26 protein-coding genes are annotated in these 17,418 nt (G+C 43.0%); 8 read left to right on the top strand and 18 right to left on the bottom strand.

Annotation, left to right across the window (positions count from 1 at the left end; all coding sequences use genetic code 11):
• Positions 1–11: 11 nt before the first annotated feature.
• Genes ACZ49R_RS05925 through ACZ49R_RS05900 form a run of 6 tightly spaced genes read right to left on the bottom strand, consistent with a single transcriptional unit; the run spans position 12 to position 3,777 of the window.
• The gene (locus ACZ49R_RS05925; RefSeq protein ID WP_011762458.1) at positions 12–239 is read right to left on the bottom strand and encodes a DNA-directed RNA polymerase subunit H; all 228 of its coding nucleotides are present in this window, start codon (positions 237–239) and stop codon (positions 12–14) included.
• Between the two features lie 30 nt (positions 240–269).
• Positions 270–2,051, bottom strand: coding sequence for a V-type ATP synthase subunit A (locus ACZ49R_RS05920; protein ID WP_464732350.1), 1,782 nt, complete (start codon positions 2,049–2,051; stop codon positions 270–272).
• Positions 2,041–2,613 (bottom strand): V-type ATP synthase subunit E, encoded by a 573-nt coding sequence (locus ACZ49R_RS05915; protein WP_464732349.1) that lies wholly within the window; start codon positions 2,611–2,613, stop codon positions 2,041–2,043. Before ACZ49R_RS05915 ends, ACZ49R_RS05920 begins: the two co-directional genes overlap by 11 nt.
• A gap of 28 nt (positions 2,614–2,641) precedes the next feature.
• Positions 2,642–2,932 (bottom strand): V-type ATP synthase subunit F, encoded by a 291-nt coding sequence (locus ACZ49R_RS05910; RefSeq protein ID WP_011762461.1) that lies wholly within the window; start codon positions 2,930–2,932, stop codon positions 2,642–2,644.
• A gap of 36 nt (positions 2,933–2,968) precedes the next feature.
• Complete coding sequence (locus ACZ49R_RS05905) at positions 2,969–3,463, bottom strand: CDP-2,3-bis-(O-geranylgeranyl)-sn-glycerol synthase (protein ID WP_011762462.1); 495 nt, start codon at positions 3,461–3,463, stop codon at positions 2,969–2,971.
• A complete protein-coding gene (locus tag ACZ49R_RS05900; protein ID WP_464732348.1) occupies positions 3,463–3,777 on the bottom strand; it encodes a C2H2-type zinc finger protein in 315 nt (104 codons plus the stop codon). The genes ACZ49R_RS05905 and ACZ49R_RS05900 overlap by 1 nt, the downstream gene beginning before the upstream one ends.
• Before the next feature lie 46 nt (positions 3,778–3,823).
• Here ACZ49R_RS05900 and ACZ49R_RS05895 point away from each other — a divergent pair, with 46 nt between their 5' ends.
• Positions 3,824–4,258 carry a hypothetical protein gene (locus ACZ49R_RS05895; RefSeq protein WP_464732347.1) on the top strand — a complete coding sequence of 145 codons (435 nt, stop codon included), beginning with the start codon at positions 3,824–3,826 and terminating at the stop codon, positions 4,256–4,258.
• Here ACZ49R_RS05895 and ACZ49R_RS05890 read toward each other — a convergent pair.
• A complete protein-coding gene (locus ACZ49R_RS05890; RefSeq protein ID WP_464732346.1) occupies positions 4,255–5,850 on the bottom strand; it encodes a B12-binding domain-containing radical SAM protein in 1,596 nt (531 codons plus the stop codon). The two genes, ACZ49R_RS05895 and ACZ49R_RS05890, sit on opposite strands and share 4 nt — an antisense overlap.
• Positions 5,851–5,898: 48 nt before the next feature.
• Here ACZ49R_RS05890 and ACZ49R_RS05885 point away from each other — a divergent pair, with 48 nt between their 5' ends.
• On the top strand, positions 5,899–6,486 hold the full coding sequence (locus ACZ49R_RS05885) for a hypothetical protein (protein WP_464732345.1): 588 nt from the start codon (positions 5,899–5,901) through the stop codon (positions 6,484–6,486).
• Here the strand turns inward: ACZ49R_RS05885 and radA are convergent.
• The gene (gene radA, locus ACZ49R_RS05880) at positions 6,483–7,475 is read right to left on the bottom strand and encodes a DNA repair and recombination protein RadA (protein ID WP_464732344.1); all 993 of its coding nucleotides are present in this window, start codon (positions 7,473–7,475) and stop codon (positions 6,483–6,485) included. The two genes, ACZ49R_RS05885 and radA, sit on opposite strands and share 4 nt — an antisense overlap.
• A gap of 155 nt (positions 7,476–7,630) precedes the next feature.
• Between radA and ACZ49R_RS05875 the strand changes: the two genes are divergently transcribed.
• A complete protein-coding gene (locus ACZ49R_RS05875; RefSeq protein ID WP_464732343.1) occupies positions 7,631–8,452 on the top strand; it encodes a class I SAM-dependent methyltransferase in 822 nt (273 codons plus the stop codon).
• On the opposite strand, the gene ACZ49R_RS05870 is transcribed toward ACZ49R_RS05875, so the two are convergent.
• From ACZ49R_RS05870 to udg, 4 genes are all read right to left on the bottom strand, one after another.
• Positions 8,449–8,913, bottom strand: a complete 465-nt coding sequence (locus ACZ49R_RS05870; protein ID WP_011762469.1) for a DUF2153 family protein — start codon at positions 8,911–8,913, stop codon at positions 8,449–8,451. The two genes, ACZ49R_RS05875 and ACZ49R_RS05870, sit on opposite strands and share 4 nt — an antisense overlap.
• A 30-nt stretch (positions 8,914–8,943) precedes the next feature.
• Positions 8,944–10,554, bottom strand: coding sequence for a DUF2070 family protein (locus ACZ49R_RS05865; RefSeq protein ID WP_464732342.1), 1,611 nt, complete (start codon positions 10,552–10,554; stop codon positions 8,944–8,946).
• Complete coding sequence (locus ACZ49R_RS05860; RefSeq protein WP_464732341.1) at positions 10,551–11,438, bottom strand: hypothetical protein; 888 nt, start codon at positions 11,436–11,438, stop codon at positions 10,551–10,553. The genes ACZ49R_RS05865 and ACZ49R_RS05860 overlap by 4 nt, the downstream gene beginning before the upstream one ends.
• A gap of 419 nt (positions 11,439–11,857) precedes the next feature.
• Entirely contained in the window at positions 11,858–12,439 is a 582-nt protein-coding gene (udg, locus tag ACZ49R_RS05855) for a type-4 uracil-DNA glycosylase (RefSeq protein WP_464732340.1), read from the bottom strand.
• Between the two features lie 58 nt (positions 12,440–12,497).
• Here udg and ACZ49R_RS05850 point away from each other — a divergent pair, with 58 nt between their 5' ends.
• Complete coding sequence (locus tag ACZ49R_RS05850) at positions 12,498–13,169, top strand: Atg14 domain-containing protein (protein WP_464732339.1); 672 nt, start codon at positions 12,498–12,500, stop codon at positions 13,167–13,169.
• A 43-nt stretch (positions 13,170–13,212) separates the two neighbouring features.
• Positions 13,213–13,374, top strand: coding sequence for a hypothetical protein (locus ACZ49R_RS05845; protein ID WP_464732338.1), 162 nt, complete (start codon positions 13,213–13,215; stop codon positions 13,372–13,374).
• Here ACZ49R_RS05845 and ACZ49R_RS05840 read toward each other — a convergent pair.
• Positions 13,371–13,571, bottom strand: coding sequence for a hypothetical protein (locus ACZ49R_RS05840; protein WP_053240539.1), 201 nt, complete (start codon positions 13,569–13,571; stop codon positions 13,371–13,373). The genes ACZ49R_RS05845 and ACZ49R_RS05840 overlap by 4 nt on opposite strands.
• Positions 13,572–13,591: 20 nt before the next feature.
• Positions 13,592–14,470: an ATP-grasp domain-containing protein gene (locus ACZ49R_RS05835; protein WP_464732337.1), complete on the bottom strand. Its 879-nt coding sequence runs from the start codon at positions 14,468–14,470 to the stop codon at positions 13,592–13,594.
• A 34-nt stretch (positions 14,471–14,504) separates the two neighbouring features.
• On the opposite strand from ACZ49R_RS05835, the gene ACZ49R_RS05830 reads away from it, so the two are divergent.
• A complete protein-coding gene (locus ACZ49R_RS05830; RefSeq protein WP_464732336.1) occupies positions 14,505–15,077 on the top strand; it encodes a hypothetical protein in 573 nt (190 codons plus the stop codon).
• Here ACZ49R_RS05830 and ACZ49R_RS05825 read toward each other — a convergent pair.
• Together ACZ49R_RS05825 and ACZ49R_RS05820 are read right to left on the bottom strand one after the other, a co-directional pair.
• Positions 15,056–15,553, bottom strand: coding sequence for a hypothetical protein (locus ACZ49R_RS05825; protein ID WP_464732335.1), 498 nt, complete (start codon positions 15,551–15,553; stop codon positions 15,056–15,058). The genes ACZ49R_RS05830 and ACZ49R_RS05825 overlap by 22 nt on opposite strands.
• Complete coding sequence (locus tag ACZ49R_RS05820; protein WP_464732334.1) at positions 15,550–15,723, bottom strand: hypothetical protein; 174 nt, start codon at positions 15,721–15,723, stop codon at positions 15,550–15,552. Before ACZ49R_RS05820 ends, ACZ49R_RS05825 begins: the two co-directional genes overlap by 4 nt.
• Before the next feature lie 40 nt (positions 15,724–15,763).
• Here ACZ49R_RS05820 and ACZ49R_RS05815 point away from each other — a divergent pair, with 40 nt between their 5' ends.
• Positions 15,764–16,183, top strand: a complete 420-nt coding sequence (locus ACZ49R_RS05815) for a hypothetical protein (RefSeq protein WP_464732333.1) — start codon at positions 15,764–15,766, stop codon at positions 16,181–16,183.
• Here the strand turns inward: ACZ49R_RS05815 and ACZ49R_RS05810 are convergent.
• Positions 16,158–16,511: a helix-turn-helix transcriptional regulator gene (locus ACZ49R_RS05810; RefSeq protein WP_464732332.1), complete on the bottom strand. Its 354-nt coding sequence runs from the start codon at positions 16,509–16,511 to the stop codon at positions 16,158–16,160. The two genes, ACZ49R_RS05815 and ACZ49R_RS05810, sit on opposite strands and share 26 nt — an antisense overlap.
• The gene (locus ACZ49R_RS05805; protein WP_464732331.1) at positions 16,505–16,996 is read right to left on the bottom strand and encodes a hypothetical protein; all 492 of its coding nucleotides are present in this window, start codon (positions 16,994–16,996) and stop codon (positions 16,505–16,507) included. Before ACZ49R_RS05805 ends, ACZ49R_RS05810 begins: the two co-directional genes overlap by 7 nt.
• A 42-nt stretch (positions 16,997–17,038) precedes the next feature.
• Between ACZ49R_RS05805 and ACZ49R_RS05800 the strand changes: the two genes are divergently transcribed.
• Positions 17,039–17,410, top strand: a complete 372-nt coding sequence (locus ACZ49R_RS05800) for an ASCH domain-containing protein (RefSeq protein ID WP_464732330.1) — start codon at positions 17,039–17,041, stop codon at positions 17,408–17,410.
• The last annotated feature ends 8 nt before the right edge of the window (positions 17,411–17,418 follow it).

Genomic DNA, 17,418 nt, shown 5'->3' with positions numbered 1-17,418 from the left:
CTGTGTAACAATTACCCAGGTACGACCAATCGATATACCACAAATTCGCCCGCTGTGGGGGATTCTCTTACTATTTTTAACACGTCGCCTGGCTTAGCTCCTATTGACTGTGCCAATGGATCACTTGATCTTATCCAGGGTAATTGCCAGGGCTTAAGCCTAAGTTGTTTAAGTAATTCTTTAGCCTCTTCTTTGGGGATTTTCACAACTTCTTTTACCCCTAAGGAGGCCTTTGACACATCGACAAATATTCGATACTTTTAAAAGAGTTACTGTCTCTTACTGATTGTTGTTCTAATTTCAGAAATTAGCATCTCTATAAACTTCGTCAATTCCTCTTTAGCTACATCGTTTGTAATCTCCATTCTTAGTCTTGGTAGGCGCTTAACAGTTTCTAGTTCTCTTAATACCGAGGCGGGAATTCCTGCCTCTATAGCCTTTAACCCCTCCTCGTAATAGGCATATATAGCTTTCATAAGTAGATACTGTTTAATTGGTGACGAAGGCGTGTCCACAGGGTTGTAAGCATCTTGCTTTAGAAAGCCCTCTCTAATCATGTATGCAACATTTAGAATGTGTTTTTCATATTCGCTTAAAGCCTCTGTCCCTAGGATTCTCACTATCTCCTGTAGTTCAGCCTCTTTAACTAATATAGACTGTAGAGTATCTCTAATTTTCCTCCAATCAGGAGATATATTTTTTGACCACCACACTTCTACGGTATCTACATAACGTGAAAATGCCAAAAGCCAGTCAATAGCTGGATAATGTCTTGAATACGCTAACCTCGGCGATAGGGGCCAAAACGCGCCGATAAAACGTAGAGTATTAGATGTGACGGGTTCCGTAAAGTCGCCACCTGGCGGACTTACTGAGGCCGCGATAGTAAGCGAGCCTATACGCTCTTTGCTTCCCATGAGCACTACGCGGCCTGCGCGTTCGTAAAATTCTGCGAGTCTTGTCGGCAAATACGCTGGGTATCCCTCTTCTGATGGCATCTCGCCGATACGTAAGGCTACTTCGCGCATAGCCTCTGCCCAACGTGATGTAGAATCTGCAAGTACTAATACGTCATAGCCTTGATCGCGGAAATACTCGCCAATAGTTGTACCCATATACACTGAGGCTTCTCTAGCAGCTACAGGCATGTTTGATGTGTTGACGATAATTGTGGTTCTCTCAAGTAGTGGTCTTCCTGTGTTCGGGTCTTTTAACTTAAGCAGTCCCTGTAAGGCATCAGCTGCCTCATTACCGCGTTCGCCGCATAAGACCGGTATTATAATTCTACTCTGTGCATACATAGACAATGTGCGTATGGTAACAGTTTTGCCGGATCCAAAGGGACCGGGGATAGCGGCTGTGCCCCCTTTAGCTATGGGAAACATAGTATCTATGGTGCGAACTCCTGTTATTAACGGCTCTACAGGCGGCAACTTCTCTCTAAATGGCCGCGGTCTACGTACTGGCCATTTGTGCCACATTTTGACTTCAATTACGCCGCGTTTAGTCTTAATCCTGGCAATTACATCATCAACCTTATATTTTCCATCTGCTATCCATTCAACGGCGCCTGGGACATATTCCGGTAAAGGTGGGTATAGAATGTAATGGGTTATAAGTTCTGTCTCTTTTACAGAGCCAAGTACATCGCCTGGATAAACCTCCTCTCCTGGTTTGACGTTTGGCTTAAAGTCAAATTCAGCTTTTAAATCCAGTGGTGGTGCTTGGTCGTAGCCTATGCCACGGGCAATAAATGGACTTTTAGAAATCTCCTCTATGTTTTTCAATGGCCTTTGCACTCCATCATATATCTTGCCCATTATTGTAGGGCCTAGCCATGCGCTAAGAGGTTCGCCTGTTCTTACAACGGGCTCTCCAGGTTTTAAACCAGTGGTGTCCTCATATACTTGGATAAAGGCTTTATCTCCCTGTACTCTAACTACTTCTCCAAACAGCTTAATCTCGCCAACAAATACAAGTTCATATAGTCTCGCACCTGGAAGGTCGGCTTTAACAACGGGTCCTGAAATATACTCTATTTTACCGCTCATGTGTTTCTAAATATATGAGGTGTTTTAATTCTTCAAGTTTGTTAGAGAGTAGAGTCTCTAGAGAGTAGTCTACTGTAATTGAGCCGTCCCTTGTCATTACTATCACGCCGCCTTTTAAGTCTTTTTCTATCACAAAACCTGTAATTCCGAGATTTTTCGCAAGTGTCTCAACTACTCCTCTGTCCTTGGGCGATGCATAAATTATGACGTCTTTAGTTTGAGTGTAATTTATAGCGCTTTCTATAAGAAAGCGCAGAAATTTTACATATCTCTCGCTACCTCTTAACTTATCTACTTCGTTATATATTGTCTCTATAAAATCATTTAATATCTGTTCATAGGTTTCTACTATTTTTCTTCTTGCCTCTATAATCGCGCTGTAAAGAATACGTTCACGCTCTAGGGCTACTTCACTCTCTATGTTTGTTATCTGCGTAGAGTATTTGTTTAAGACCGCAGTAGCTTCTTTTCTAATTCTAGTCTCTATATCTATAAGAAGATTTGACTTAAGTTCTTCAAGTTCACGAATTTTTGAATTGATTAGGTCTTCAAATAATGACATGAAAATTCTTTTCAGAACATTTTATAAATTATCCGCCGAGTACTTGCCTTACTATTTGCAAATAGTTAACCTCGCGCTCCATTCCCTCTTCCACGCTGGGAACCTCTACTAGAAGCTTACGTGGGTTTCTCATTCTAATTTCGTCAAGCTCCTTCCGTATAGCTTTCGCTATTTTCGAAGTTATAAAAATTACATCGTATGTATCCAAGCGTTCTTTTATAAACTTTAATGCCTCCTCTGGACTTTCAATAGTTTTGCCCTCAAACCCCATGAGCTTAAAGAGAGCAACTGTAGTCCTATCGCCTATTACTATATGCATAAAAGAGACATTTCCTCGATTTATAACAATATCACATCACCAAGGTTCCTTTTTTAAACGGAGGTAATACGCAATGTAGTTTGTAATCCTATGTATAAGAGGCGTTATGATAACTGCAGCGATTATATACTCTACAGATATGTCTTTATAAAGGGTGTATACGGCTAGCGAAGTTAGAAGAAAATCAAGTTGATCTAACGGAAAGGCGGGGTAGCCTCTTGGCATACAAAGACGTCGTTTTATAAACGCGCCAAATAAATCGCCAAGAAGAGCTGCAATTGACAGAACAAAGGCGTCCAGAAGAGAGAGGTGTTTGTACAAGAGGTTTGGCGCATATCCTATAAACGTACCTGTGGAAAGACCTATCAGAAACCCCTCGTAAGTCTTCCCATCGCCAAAGATACGTCTACCATCTACAAAAGTTTTGCCAAAATCTATGGGATGTCTTATTTTGAACTTATTTGCTAAGACTGCCGAGCCGTTTGCAACATAGGGTGGCCATATTAAGAGAAAAAAATATAGTAAATCCATTATTCGTGTGTTTTCATTATATGTATTAGCAGGGACTTCAGAGAAACAAAGCTTTTTCCACAGACACCACAGATATAAAAGGCCTCCCTCTTTACCGCAAAATGTTTCCTAACGTGTTCTCTATATTCCTGGCTTTTAACTTTGGAATTACAAATGGGACACGCCATATCACTGCCGCTCTTCTTTCCATGCCCCATGTAGTGAGATACAACCGCTCTCCAACTTACCTCTTCTCCACATATACTGCACTTTACTGTAGTTACAGGTTTCGCATATCCCTGTCCAACATAAGCGAAACATAACTCGGATTCCATGGTTTCGAGAGAAGAAACCGTTTTATAAAAACTCAAACTTAGCAATGTGTACAGGGGCGTGGCGCTTGTGGACTGGAAGACAGGGTTACTAGCCTATGTCGAGGCAGATGGCAAAGCGGTTGAAGAATTTAGAAAAATCCTAGATTTATGTGGCGGGAGAGTAGAGCCAAGGACTTTGCCATGTCTATCATCGCTAGCATCGAGACTAGGGGTAAAGTCAGTGCTCTACATAACAGATATTTACGGAATCGCTAATTTACTTGCATTTGAGAGACAGACCCCACGAGCCGGGATTTTAAAAAAGGCGTGGGCGTATCTAGATCGCTTGATTTGTCAAAATGGTGAGGTGGAGTGCGGTGAAGAAGTCGAGCTTTCTTGTTGTAAACCTTGCGGCTTTGTATGTCTACTAGCTGAGGTACTTGGCGTTGCGCGTGTGGGAATTAAAGCGGACATAAGAAGAGAGCTTCGTGACAAACTTTAGGTATATGTTAGCACTTCCTTCCTCGACTTAGCTCTTGTTTGTCTAAGAATTTCTTTGTATTGTTCAATATCTTCTTCAATCTTATCTATCCTTTTTTCAACATAACTTATGAAGTAGTTTATTAGGAATTTCACTATGGCGTACTGCGGTCCCTTTAGATAGAATTTGTTTACAATGTCTTTAGCCCAGAAGATAGAATGCCTAGCGACTACCTTTAGCAAGTCAATGTGTTCGGGGTATAGATTAACCTTGTCTAACCAACCTGTCTTTTCGCTTTTCACATGGCTCATTGGGACGTAAAATAATGGCACAATAAGGCTTCTGTAGGGCTTGAGCTTTTCGACAAGCTCTATAGTTTCTATAACATCGTCTGGTTGTTCGTCGGGAAGTCCTACGATGAGCGTTATAGCGGGTATAAGTCTAATTTCGTGCATTATGGCCGCAGCCTCTGTCACAATTTCATGCCACTGGCTGATTTTATAAGGCGCTGCTTTACCTGGCATTATCTTTTGTGCTAGACGGACAGAGCCTGTTTCAAGACCTATCTGCGCCCCCCACCAGTCTTGATGTTCATCTATTATTATCTCTGAGAGTTTTGTAAAGAGTCTTCCCATTTTTTTCTCGCCATGGTACACTGCTACAAATGTAGAATGGCTCCACCCCACCTTCCGGTAGTACCGTTTTGCAAGCTTATGTAACGCAATTAACCTTTCTGGATTTGGCTCAACTCCGGCAGAGCCATAAAGCGGCACTTCGTCTGCATGTAATATACCATCTACTACACCGGCTTTAGCATTTACCTTTAGCTCCTCCTCTATTTTATCCAGGGGGTACCATCTCAACGCTCTTAGTGTCACTGGACAAAAGGCACAGCCTCTTGGACAGCCGCGGCCTATTTCAACAAGCCCATTTATACTTGGGTACTTTATCGTAGATATTTCTGATAGGTCTGGAGCTTCATGCACACCCACATAGATATACTTTGGCAGTGGCCTATCTTCCAACGCGTTTTTCACAAGGTCCACTATTAGCTTTTCTCCCTCCCCATCAAATATTGTATCTATCCCCCATCTCTCAACTAGCTCCGGAAAGTAGAGCCATTGCCACGCGGCGGGGCCTCCGGCGATTACTTTTAACTTATTTTTCGTCTTCGCTTCTCTTACAAGTGGAGATATCTTCTCCATAAATCTTTTGAAAAACATGGCGTTCATGGGCTCTTTCCCTACTATTACACTCCAGGTACTACTAGGCGGATTTAATCCAAAGTAGTCATGGTGGCTTAACATCAAAACCTTGGCATATGGGATGTATCTATGTACATAATCTGGATCTATTACAGCGGCGTTTATACCCTCGTCTAACAACTTTGCCTCTATCTTTCTCATGCCGTAAGGCGCCTCTAGCGGTCTACCCCACCTATCTACTTTTACCTTAGGCGCAAAGAGAAACGCGTGAAATCTTTCAGATAGGCCAAAGGGGAGTTCTACAAAAACAGGCCCCGTGGTGCCAAAGCCGAGGAACTCCTTTCTGTGGTAGTTTGACATCATCGAACGATCTGTAGTTAAGATCACGTCAAATTTGAGAGATGGCATACAATTACCTCGGCTTTCTATTTATAAGCATTATAGAAGCATGTAGTAGTGGAGTTCATAACTCTCACCGATGTAGATAAGAATACAATTGAGATGATAAAGGATGCTATAGAGTCGCTCGGACATACGCCTATCGATATTGTAATTGTAGGCGCAGAAGAGACAAGGCTAGAGGTTAATGATATGTATATACTTAAAGTTTCACTGCCGGTGGACATATACAAAGTTATGCAAGAGACCGCACTTGCACAAATCTTCAGCGACCCCTCGTTAGCCGAGGTGTGGTCTGTGCCTCCCGACGTTAAGCCAGATGGTCTTGCTTACGAGCTCTCTCTAGCTCTTTTGAGACGGCTTGTAGATGTTTTTGTGGCTAAAGTACGCCCAGATTTAGTGCTAGAAAGAACTAACGTCGAAGTTGTCGAAGACGAAACCCTAGTTTCTACGCTTGTAAGAACTCTGGCCGTGGACTCTTCTGTCAGTCTTGCAGTAGCTGGACATATGTCAGATGCGCTACGTCTTCTGAAGAAATTATCACAACATCCAATATACAAAATTTACAGGCAGTTTTGGGATTTCGCGACGGCGAATTTTAAGTACTTGCCTATATACAACTGGCTCCTCCTTATGTACGGTTAGTCGACAAGACCCTCCTCTGTAATTCTAAATGAGACCTCGCCCTCTGGGTGATATGGGCTGTCAAAGATCTTTGCAATTCTGATGTTCTCCTTAGACTTTCTAAGCCATATACGATAAGTGGCGCCGTGTGCTAAAATATTGCCTCCAGCCGGCCTCAGCGGATTTCCAAAGAAGACGTCCGGCTGAGCCATCACCTGGTTCGTAATCACCACGGCCACGTCGTAGGCGTCCGCCAGACGCAGGAGGTCAGCCACGTGTTTGTTTAACTTCTGTTGTCTCTCGGCTAAGTTCTCCCTCCCCGGGAACTCGGATCTGAAATGGGCGATGACGGAGTCTACGATGAGAAGCGCCACGTTGTGTTGTCTAATTATAGACTTGGCTTGATCCACTAGAATCATCTGGTGGTCTGAGCTGTAGGCTCTGGCGTAGAAGATGTTGTTGAGGGCTTGGTCGGGGTCTAGCCCCCTGGCCTTCGCTATTTGCATTATACGCTCGGGACGGAAGGTGTTCTCGGTGTCGATGTATATGGCCTTTGCGCCAAGGCCGCCCCTCTCCTCGGGCAACTGCACCATGACGGCGAGCTGGTGGCAGAGTTGCGTCTTCCCAGAGCCGAACTCCCCAGCCACTTCGGTCACAGCACGCGTCTCAATGCCTCCGCCTAGTAATTCGTCAAGAGCTCTAACGCCAGTGGATATACGCCTAATCTTTTTTCTTCTCTCATAAACCTCAAGAGCCGAGACAAATGAGTGAAGACCAAGCATCTTTCTAGCCGCCTCCACGATCTGTTGTGCCCTCTCCTCATTACCTACAATCTCTGCCAGCTCTTTAACAGAGGCAAAAGCCACATCTCTAACGGTGAAGAACCCCCTCTCCTTCAGCTTAGCGCCAGTCACCCTCCCTACGCCCTCAAGTTCCTCTACGTCGAGGTCGGGGGTTATCTCCACTCTGGCTTGAGCAACCTCGGCATCTTTTCTCTTCTTAGAAGACACGTATAGATTTTGGGCTTGGGGTATATATTCTTAACGAGTTTAAAGTGATATACTTTTAGGATTTATATAAGGCAGATGACGAAAACTTACCACTCAGAAAAGTGATGAGGGGGTCAGGGACGGATATATTTTAAGACACTTGCCGTAACCCTACAGTGTCTCTTAAACGTAGACTTCAAAACGTGATACCTCCAGAGCTATTAGATAAAACTCCAACTTCATTTGAGATTATTGGCTCTAGAAGCGGCGCTGTGGCTATCGTAGAAATACCGCCAGAGCTAGAGGTATATAAATATCAGATAGCTAAAGCAATTACAGAGACTAATAAACATGTTAAGGCTGTCCTAAGAAAAATAGGAAGCCGCACAGGCGAATATAGGCTTTATAACTTCGAAGTTCTAATAGAGGGACCCACTGAGGTTATTCATAAAGAGCATGGATATTATATCAAGGTAGATCCCACAAAAGTTTTCTTTTCTTCTAGAGATCAAACAGACAGGTTAGATATAGCCAGCAGAGTTGGAAATGGAGAAAGAGTTCTATACCTCTTTGCCGGAGTCGCCCCATATGCTGTGGCAATAGCGAAATTTGCAAAACCGAAGATCATAGTCGCCGTAGAGCTAAATCCTTGGGGTTTTAAATACATGCTAGAAAACTTTCGCATAAACAAGATAAAAAACGCAGTGGCAATACATGGAGATGTGGCAACAGTTGCGCCTTTATTTAGGAAGAAGTTTGACAGGGTTATTATGACTCTCCCTTTAGGCGCCTATAAGTACCTTCCTCTGGCGCTTGACTGTATAGACAGAGGAGGCGTCGTACACTTCTATCACACAGGTAGAGAGGAAGAGCCATTTAGAGAAGCCGAGGAGATTGTAAAAAACACATGCCCGACATGTCAGATAGTTGGAAGAAGAATTGTTAGAGACTACGCACCGGGGGTATACAAGGTTAGAGTTGATATCTATAAGCCCTAGAAGAACCTTGGGGTTTCTCCTTCTTCACTTCTTCTTCTTTGAGGAATCTGCGGCTTTTGCTGAATATAGAGTAGCAAGACGCTAGGCACTTTACCCTCTTTTGCAAACTTAGAGAGAAGCTCCTTATACTCGGAAGTGTGTGCTATATCTACTTGGACAAACCTTATAGCGACTTCTCTTAACATGTTTTCTAGTCTTCTTAACATGTCTTCAGGCATTACAGACGTTACGACAGGATTGCTTAACCAAGATTCAAAATCTTTTAACACTCTGGCTATATATCCTAACATTGCTTGGGCAGAATAGAGTAGCTCGAGTCTGTCGGCTGTTTTCATAGCTTCTCCATGACTTTCAAGCTCTTTTACCTGTCTCTCCTGCTCTCTTATCCACTGCTCTAACCGCTCCATCATGGATTCCAGATATTCAAGAACCGCCTCCGAAGTTGGAGATTTATGAGACATAAGTCATAATCCGGTAGCAGTATATAAACCTTATGTAAAAAGCACAACTAACGCCACAGGCACTAGAAAGATGGCACTCAGTATCAAGCCGCCTACCCTCTTGTAGATCCTTACGGCAGATTGAATTTTCCTAAACCCTTCCTCGCCCAGTACTTCTGCTTCAACTTCTACTCTCCTATACGACACGGAGTGTGCGGCAAGAAAGCGCTCTGCCTCTGCAACAGCCACATCCACAGTCTCTATTATGCTACGGTGGTTAATATACTCGCCAACAATTCTGTACCCACGTCCAAGCCCCACGCCAGTGGCTCTATGAGTGTCTGTCGTAATAACCTCTACCACTCTATACCCACGTTTCCTATATGTATTTACTATCTCTGTATAGAGGGCGCTATTTAAGTTGTTGCCGTCAAAAACTACTAACAACGCTTTTTCTCCATCACACTCATTTACTATCGCCGTAATGCCGCCAGGCCCTATCTCATAGCCAAATGGATCTAGGTGTTTTGCGCTTGTCTTGCCTATGCCGATAGAAAATGAGTTACACAGCGGTGACTCTTGTATCTTTCTAAGTCCATCAGAAAGAGCTTTTACATCTTCGTTTCGCCATTGTACAACGCCGTCAAATTTATTCTGTGCGTCAACTAATATGAAATGGCCGGTGTCTACTTGTCTAGCAACCCACAACGGTATGTCGTCAGATGCCGACTTTAGCCGGCCCACTATAGCAAGAAAAGGCATAGCACCTAGACTAAACGCCGCCAGTTTCACATCTCCTAAGGCAATTTCCATGGGACGAATGCCGATAGGATTACTGCCGTCTTTCATGCTCTCTAATGCCGCTTTTATAGCAACGACAATCTTTTTCACAGATTCCTTAGTCACAGGGTCTCGCTCGTGACTACCAACGCCGTGGAGAAATGTGAATTTATAGCCGGCTTTTTCTACTTCTTGGGTTAACACATCTACCAACGCCCCGCCGCCTATGTGTCTAAAAGGGCCTGGGTGGAAATCTGAAACTACAACAACGTGGCGTCTCCCCACTAGATACACATGTACAGGGACTCTCTCTATGCGACCTAATTCTCTAAAAGCGTCTTCAATTATATCGTCTTCTGCAAATACAGCGTATATAAAACTGGAGAACATACATACGGCATCTATCCCGCCGGTCATCTTATTAACCACAGGCTTTAGGCTATACATAACAACTGCATAAAAAAGAGAGAGAAGAGCTAAGTCAATTTGTTTCATCATGTAATAAATTGCAGCAGTTAACACTATCGGCAGTACGAATACTATAGATTTACATCTAAGAGATTGGATAACCAAGGCGCTTACCAAAGCGCCAATTAAAGCAAATGTAAGCGGCGGCTTTTGAAAAACTAAGTCAAAAAAAGCAACTACAAGTGTGGAGATTACAGAGACGTAGTATGACCTACGCGAATTTATAACTTCACTATCTATGGCCGATAGAAGGAGAAAAATAGCGCCGCCGAGTAATATGTACAAGAATGGCGCCGTAGGATAGGCAAGCGTTTTATATATAATAAACGCTGAGAGTAGCAACGTTGCGTATAACGCTAGCTTCTTTGCCGATCTACCAAAGAGAAGAGAATACCCCTTTTCAAACGCCCTCATAACGTCTCCATATAGCTACGGATTATACTCGAATATCTCTGTGCTGACACGCTCATCTGGAGATATCTGTTGACCTTGGGTAGTTTATAAAAGTACAACTCCTCTTCCATGGCGTTCAACACAGCGTATCCCACCTCAGAAATATCCCACCTATTCTTAACCCTATTTGCAACTTCTCTATGAAAGGCTTGGTCCACATATGGATGTAGTATAATTACATAGTCAAGTCCATATAGGAGGAAGTTTTTAGCCTTTGAAAAGCCCAGATGGTGAGTTTTTGTAACGTCTACATAGCCGAGGCCTATTAACGAGCCGTCTACAGACTTAAGGAGGAGATCTATTTTTTCGGTATATTTATTAGCTAGCTGAGGTATATACGGCACGTTTTTTACCAACTTAGCAATCCTCCTCCCTAGGAACACAGGCGTAGCTTCTAAAAATTTAGCAAAAGCATCAATGTCATTCTCCTCTCTTGCAAATCCCTTTAAACTGACTATATAGAATTTCTTTATCTCATATTCCTCCTCGGAGACTTCTGGTAAAGGCAGATTTTCAAGTATCTCGTCTGATAAAAGCGTGTGGGGCACGTAATAGGTACTACCCATTTTTTCAGCAATGCCTAAAGCTCTTATAGTCTCTAAGTGTTTGCACAACGTCTCATCCCATATACAGTCTATTACAATACTCCCTGATAGAAACATAAAGACCGGGTTTTTTGTATTAATCCAGTTTAGTCTTATCTTCTGCAATATTGCCATATGTTCAGCAGATAGATCTACTAGAGCTCTTCTGATTTTCTCAATGTTAAAACGAGAAGTACAGTACTCATACTCTCTCAAATGGTCAAATGCCGTGCATCCACGCCTAAAGCAGAAGAAATCCACAAACAAAACCCTCTATATAAATTTAGAAATAGCGTTCTAGCCCCTTTGTATCACTGGTTCTCCTCGGGAGGACGGGGCTTGTCTGCAGAGACGCTACGGGGGTGGGCAAGAGGGGTCGGCCGGGCCGGTGTAACAGGTTAGTCACAGGGAGTATACGAGAGCGAACCGAAAGCTTAAGCCGCAAAGATGGAAAAGATTAGCGCTGTTAAGTCTGCTGACCGCGCATGCAACACCGACACAGTCCACATGACAAAACAACAACCCTTTCATACTCTTCCGTTTTCCAATATAAAACCACTATATTTTGTGACTTAACATTGAGAACCCCTTAAACGTCAGATAAATGTTTTCACAACAATGGATCAATCCCTACGAACTTCAGACTTTTCAACCTCTAAAGCGGCGTGGACGGAAAGATGTTATTTGTTTAAAGGCGGCAAACCGCCGCCAAAAAACGTCGCTAAGTCGTTTTCAAAAACTTCCTTAAGATGGGGATTTCTCAACACAGCTGCTGGATGATATGTTAGACATATCTCTAGATTTACTCCAGCCACTTGTCCCCGGAAGCATTTCCCTCTTACATTGCCAATTTTGTCTACCTCTCTCCCTACAAGCTTTAGGAGTGTCTTCCCGCTGATTAAACCTAGCGCAACAATTCTCTTTGGTTTCAAAATCATTATCTGTTGTAGAAGGTAGGGAAGACAAGCTTCTATCTCCTCTCTTGTAGGAGTTCTATTGCCGGGGGGCCTACATTTTACGACATTTGTTATATACACATCGTCTCTTGAGATGCCAAGTTTGGCAAGTGTTTTTGTAAGTAGCTGTCCAGCTACTCCTACAAACGGCCTCCCCTCCTCATCTTCAGAAGCCCCAGGGGCCTCTCCCACGATCATTATACCAAGTTTTAGAGACCCCTCGCCAGGTACGGCATTTTTCCTGTATAGATGTAGTGGACATCTTGTGCACCTCTTAATTTTCTCGTTTAGATCTTCCAAGTCCACAAGAGAAATATGTCTCTATCTTAAGTCTTGGAGTTTTAATACGACGTTAGGAAGATACGTGATATGGAAATTTTTCTCTGCAGTAGCACGCCAAGAGAAGAAGGAGGTTAAGTTGCCAACAGTAAGGGGGAAGCCGGTGTATATAGGCGGCGTATTATTAGTTGGCATAGCCGAGAAGGGCGAGTTCGACTTAAAAAGGAAGAAGTTACTCTCGATAGAGATAAGAGATGCAAGCGGATCAAGTTACTACTTAGATACATCAAATATAAGGGTTAGAATCACCAAAGAGTATGTAGATTTAGACGTAGCGGCACTTCCCAAGTTTTTTGAAATCAAGATGAGAGAGGTAAATAGAATGATCGACGAGCTAAAGAGGTCTAGGGCCGAGCTAGATAAATCCTATCACAAGCTTGAGGAAGCGCTTCTAAAGGGCGTAATCGGGATGGATGTATATAACGAACAGATTAAACGTTTACAAGAGAGAGAGAAGAGGATGAGAAGCGCTTGTATAGATATGGAGAAGAGTATCGCCTCTGTAGGTCAATCCCTGGCGCAGTTAAGGATGGAATTAGAGAAGAAGAGAGAGCGACTGGAAGCTAAGCGGCTACTTGACAAACTCGACGAGACTGAAGCCGAGGAATTAGGCAAAATTCTCAATACGCTCGGTAGTATAAACGCCTTGAGTCACCTAATCACAAGCAGCATAATCCAGCTACGCCTCATTTGCTAAACGGCACTACGGAGGATTTTTTAAACTGGATGTACAAATGCGCATGGCAACAGTCTACACAATGTTGGGGCCTCATGCATATATACTCCAGAGATATGGCATATCCCCACATGACGACATCACAACAGCTGTTGAGAAGTTAAAACATACAATGCCCCATTTAGCACGACTCCTTAAAGAAATAGCCATTATACGAGAGACTTAATCTGCGACATCTAGGGAGATCTCTGCAGTGGGGCACAACTCATCCTGTTCTATACAACCGAGTACTAGATGTTCTCTATTTGCCTTACACCTCCGGCAGTATAGATATAACTTCCCGCCGAAAACCGCAAGGTTGAAACCAGCTTCAAATATCCTCTCTTCTCCACACACACTACATTTAAGAACCCACTTAGTCACACAAGAGAGAAACGTCCTATTTATTTCTTTAATATGCGCTGTATGTAATCAACAAGATGTACTGCTGGATTTACCCCAGTTGCTTGCTTAAAGCCTCTCCAGTCCGGACTTGCGTTAACTTCAAATACCACATACCCTTCTCTCCCCTCCCCTATGTCTACGCCAGAGTATATAAGCCCGATTGCGTTAGTCGCTTTTACAGCTATCTCCTCTAGCTCAGGCGTGATTTTACACGGCACGCCTACAGCTCCCTGTGCTATATTTGTCTTCCAAGTCGTAGACACTCTATACATACAACCTATTGGTCTCCCATCTACGACTATAATTCTGATATCTCTATTAGGCTTTTCGACATACTTCTGAATGTAGAGGGGGTTCCGCGTAATTAATAGAGTTCTCATTACCTGAAAAGCTTGTTCTGGATCTTCAAACATCATGGCACCAAACCCCCTACTGCCTTGAATAGGCTTCAAAACCACCTTTCCCATATCTTTGGCTGTGATATACCCATAATAGAGATCTTCGGTGACAGCAGTAGGCGGCACCGGCACGCCGGCTTTACTTAAGAGATATATTGTCTCTAGCTTATTTCTACAGCTTAGTAATGCATCTACAGGATTTATAGTTACGGTACCTTCTCTTTCCAAAATCTTCAGTATAGATACCCTCCTCATAAATGTGCTTGAATCTATTACATAGCCGATACCCCTTATTACAACTACAGACGCATCGACACGTCCTCCTCGAGTTTCAACAACGACGTTGCCATCGACTATTCTTACAGAGAGTCTTTGTATAGGTATGTAGCGTACAGAAAGCCCCCGTCTCTTCGTCTCAAAATATATGTCTCTAGTAGGTTCGTCAGGCGTCTGAGATTCGGCGACTATAGCTACGTCCATAATAGTTTTAGCTACATACAGGTTATTTATACTAATGGCGAATCTCTACGCTGCGAGAGGGGTAGCTATATGCAAGTCTTGTGGATTTGCGGCCCCTGGATTAGACATGTGTAAAGTTACTGAGACGTGTGTAATATGTGCGCGCAATGTATTGGGGAGGCGTTGTGACATGTGTCCAGACAAGCCCAGGTGTGATGTTGCCGTAGAAGGGCTGAGATTTCTAAAGGCGCTGGAGCAAAAACTTGACGTATATATAGATCTTGGAAAACAAATTACAAAGGAGTTAGAACGTTATGATAGAGTAGAGCTCGGCGTGGTCTTTTTAAAAAATCTCATGGGACTTATCAACATCCTCAGAAAAGAGAGAAAGGAGAGGGCTTTTCCTCTCTGGGTTGCCGCTGTGCTTAGAGAAGACGTTTTGCCTAAGCTTGTAAGAGTTCCTTACATTGTAAAAATTGACTCATATCGCGCATTTGCTGAGTTTTGTCTTGTATTTAACTGCGTAGGGCTGGAAGTACCTTTGAACAATCTTCTGAATGCTCTTGTAAGCCTGTCGCTTATTGAAAAGATAAATGACCCCAGGCGTTATTTCCGTCTTGGCGCGTAATAGCTCACAACACCCTTTAGCAACGTTATGGCGTAAAATAAAAGCGCTATACAAATTATAATCATAGCAATATAGACATAATACATGCCGTTTATAATTTCGGAAGCTGGTGGGAGTAGGGAGGTAACTGCGAAAATCAGCGCTACGCCCGTGGTTACGGTAGAAGAAAAGAGGAGTTTTGAAGAAGATGAAAATTCCCCCCTGACGGTGGTGGCTCTAGATAGGAACACTAATAATGCAGATACGGCGAGCATTATGAAAGAGAGTAACGTCAACATACTTTGGAAAAATATTGAAATACCGTAGCGACTTGTCGTTGCAGCAGTTGTACTAAGATACACCGGCAGGTTACTAGATGCGTACACAACAGCACCTACTAATAGAGTCACTAGGTGGAATAAAGCTGTTAACATGCCGTATAGAGAGAAGCGACGTTTTAACTCCTCAGAGCGCTTATATAAAACTGCCCTACTCATGTGAGTTGGACATATTGACGGATTTTTATATTACATGTCTTACAAACCATAGCACGTTCTAGAACTCTCCTTCCAGTCAATTGATCTATTCTAAGAAACTGGTTTACAACCTCCATGTCTCGCCAACAAGAGGGACATTTAGTTAAATATGTAAGATATTCGCTGTCCATAGCCTATACAATTTATTTATTTAAGATAATTTGCTTACTTGTGGAGAGAGTATCTCTCCAAGAGGTTATATCACGTATTAAAAATGGAGAAAATCTCGAAGTTTTGGGATACGAGGGAGATGTAGTACTTATCGACAAAGTTAAAGGGATTGTAAAAGGGGAGTTTTCCCAAGAAGAGCTAAGCGAGTTAAAGAAAAGAAAACCCCGCGGCAAACCCACAAAAGAGCAGCTGGAGTTAGCGGCGGAGGTAGCTAAGTTACTTGGAGAAGCTAAAAAGGTGTTTAAAATCGTGTTCGGGCCTAGGGAGGTCACTATTAGAGTTGGGACGGGGTTTATAAGGGTGGTAGATGATGGAGTTAAGTTGGCAGGCTACAGAAGCCTAGAAGACGACCCTCTTCCATTAATAATAAACACGCTAAGAAAGTATGGAAGTGTTAAACTACTGAGACCTCTGAAGTAACCCTTTTTAAAACGACGAGGTTAAAACGGCCCCTCCTTTGTATCTCTACATATCCAGCCTCGCTGAGCCTACGTAGAGCCTTATGTACAGTGCTTTTGGGAAGCCCAAGTTCTCTCGTTATCTCGCTCTGATATACTGCGCCTTGTCGCTCTACTAACAGTCTTAAGATTGCCTTATCGATATCTGATAACTCACTAGTCGTAGGGTCTACGTTAGTCGAAATGTCATTTTGTCTGTTCTCAACTAATTTCTTAAGCTTAGCTCTACCGGTATATACGGCAAAGAGAACTGTAAAAACTTGAAGTATAAGTAATACGAGTATTAGCATATCGTCTGAGATAAGCTTTCTCCAAGTTCTATAGCCTCTGCGACTGTTGAGACATATCTCACGGCTTCGACAAGATATTTTGCGGTCGAAACTTTAAAGCCGAGTTGGCGTAGTGTCTCTGCTAGGCATATTTGCGTTGTTACAATAGTTAAAGCTCTGGCGGCTTTGTCATATTCGACTACTAAAAATCCGGAGACCCCCGCACGCCAACTCCTCCTTATTTTAACAACATCTCTGCCGCCCTCTACAAGCCACCCCAGATGTAACAATGACTCTTTTAGATCTAGCAGTACTGTACTAGTCTCTGTAGTGCATAACGACTTTAGAGAAGTCTCTATCTCAGGCAAGGCGGGTGATATACGAAGTGTGCCGTTTACAAACTCTATGTGTTCTGCAAGCGTTCTCACGGTGAGATACGCCATTGTGAGCTCAGTCTCTGGAGCAGAAAAGACTATAATGTCGCCTTCTGTAACAACTTCACACACACGACATCTGTAATGTAAAAATTTAAAGGTTTGTATCAAGACGTGAAGAGAGAAGTTAATCTAGGGCCTTACTTACGCTTTAAACAGAAGTATTTAGACGACGTGCTTTCAGGCAGAAAACGCGTAACAGTTAGATACGGAGTAGTAAAACCCCGCTTTAACCTTGTGTATATTGTATGTTGTAATGAGATATACGCTGAAGCATTTATAACTAAAGTCTACTACACTAAACTAGGGAAATTGGGCGAGGATGTAGTAGTAGCAGAGGGTTTTAAATCAAAAGAAGAGCTCTTCACAGAGCTGAAGGAGATATATGGAGAAGTTAACGAAAACGAAGTAGTTTCTGTTATTTATTTCACAGTTGTCAGACGATACAACGCCCCTGTTCCTCTTTCACATCTACAGAAAAGGTGACTTTTAAT

It is taken from the genome of Pyrobaculum organotrophum, assembly GCF_055384425.1.
Note: the sequence above shows the minus strand (reverse complement) of the source record. Positions and strands in the feature narration are given on the sequence as shown.

Coding starts and splice junctions, on each gene's coding strand:
- ACZ49R_RS05920 (WP_464732350.1), bottom strand. CDS start 2,051: ATGAGCGGTAAAATAGAGTATATTTCAGGACCCGTTGTTAAAGCCGAC.
- ACZ49R_RS05915 (WP_464732349.1), bottom strand. CDS start 2,613: ATGTCATTATTTGAAGACCTAATCAATTCAAAAATTCGTGAACTTGAA.
- ACZ49R_RS05910 (WP_011762461.1), bottom strand. CDS start 2,932: ATGCATATAGTAATAGGCGATAGGACTACAGTTGCTCTCTTTAAGCTC.
- ACZ49R_RS05905 (WP_011762462.1), bottom strand. CDS start 3,463: ATGGATTTACTATATTTTTTTCTCTTAATATGGCCACCCTATGTTGCA.
- ACZ49R_RS05900 (WP_464732348.1), bottom strand. CDS start 3,777: ATGGAATCCGAGTTATGTTTCGCTTATGTTGGACAGGGATATGCGAAA.
- ACZ49R_RS05890 (WP_464732346.1), bottom strand. CDS start 5,850: ATGCCATCTCTCAAATTTGACGTGATCTTAACTACAGATCGTTCGATG.
- ACZ49R_RS05870 (WP_011762469.1), bottom strand. CDS start 8,913: ATGTCTCATAAATCTCCAACTTCGGAGGCGGTTCTTGAATATCTGGAA.
- ACZ49R_RS05865 (WP_464732342.1), bottom strand. CDS start 10,554: ATGAGGGCGTTTGAAAAGGGGTATTCTCTTCTCTTTGGTAGATCGGCA.
- ACZ49R_RS05845 (WP_464732338.1), top strand. CDS start 13,213: ATGGCAACAGTCTACACAATGTTGGGGCCTCATGCATATATACTCCAG.
- ACZ49R_RS05835 (WP_464732337.1), bottom strand. CDS start 14,470: ATGGACGTAGCTATAGTCGCCGAATCTCAGACGCCTGACGAACCTACT.
- ACZ49R_RS05830 (WP_464732336.1), top strand. CDS start 14,505: ATGGCGAATCTCTACGCTGCGAGAGGGGTAGCTATATGCAAGTCTTGT.
- ACZ49R_RS05825 (WP_464732335.1), bottom strand. CDS start 15,553: ATGAGTAGGGCAGTTTTATATAAGCGCTCTGAGGAGTTAAAACGTCGC.
- ACZ49R_RS05820 (WP_464732334.1), bottom strand. CDS start 15,723: ATGGACAGCGAATATCTTACATATTTAACTAAATGTCCCTCTTGTTGG.
- ACZ49R_RS05810 (WP_464732332.1), bottom strand. CDS start 16,511: ATGCTAATACTCGTATTACTTATACTTCAAGTTTTTACAGTTCTCTTT.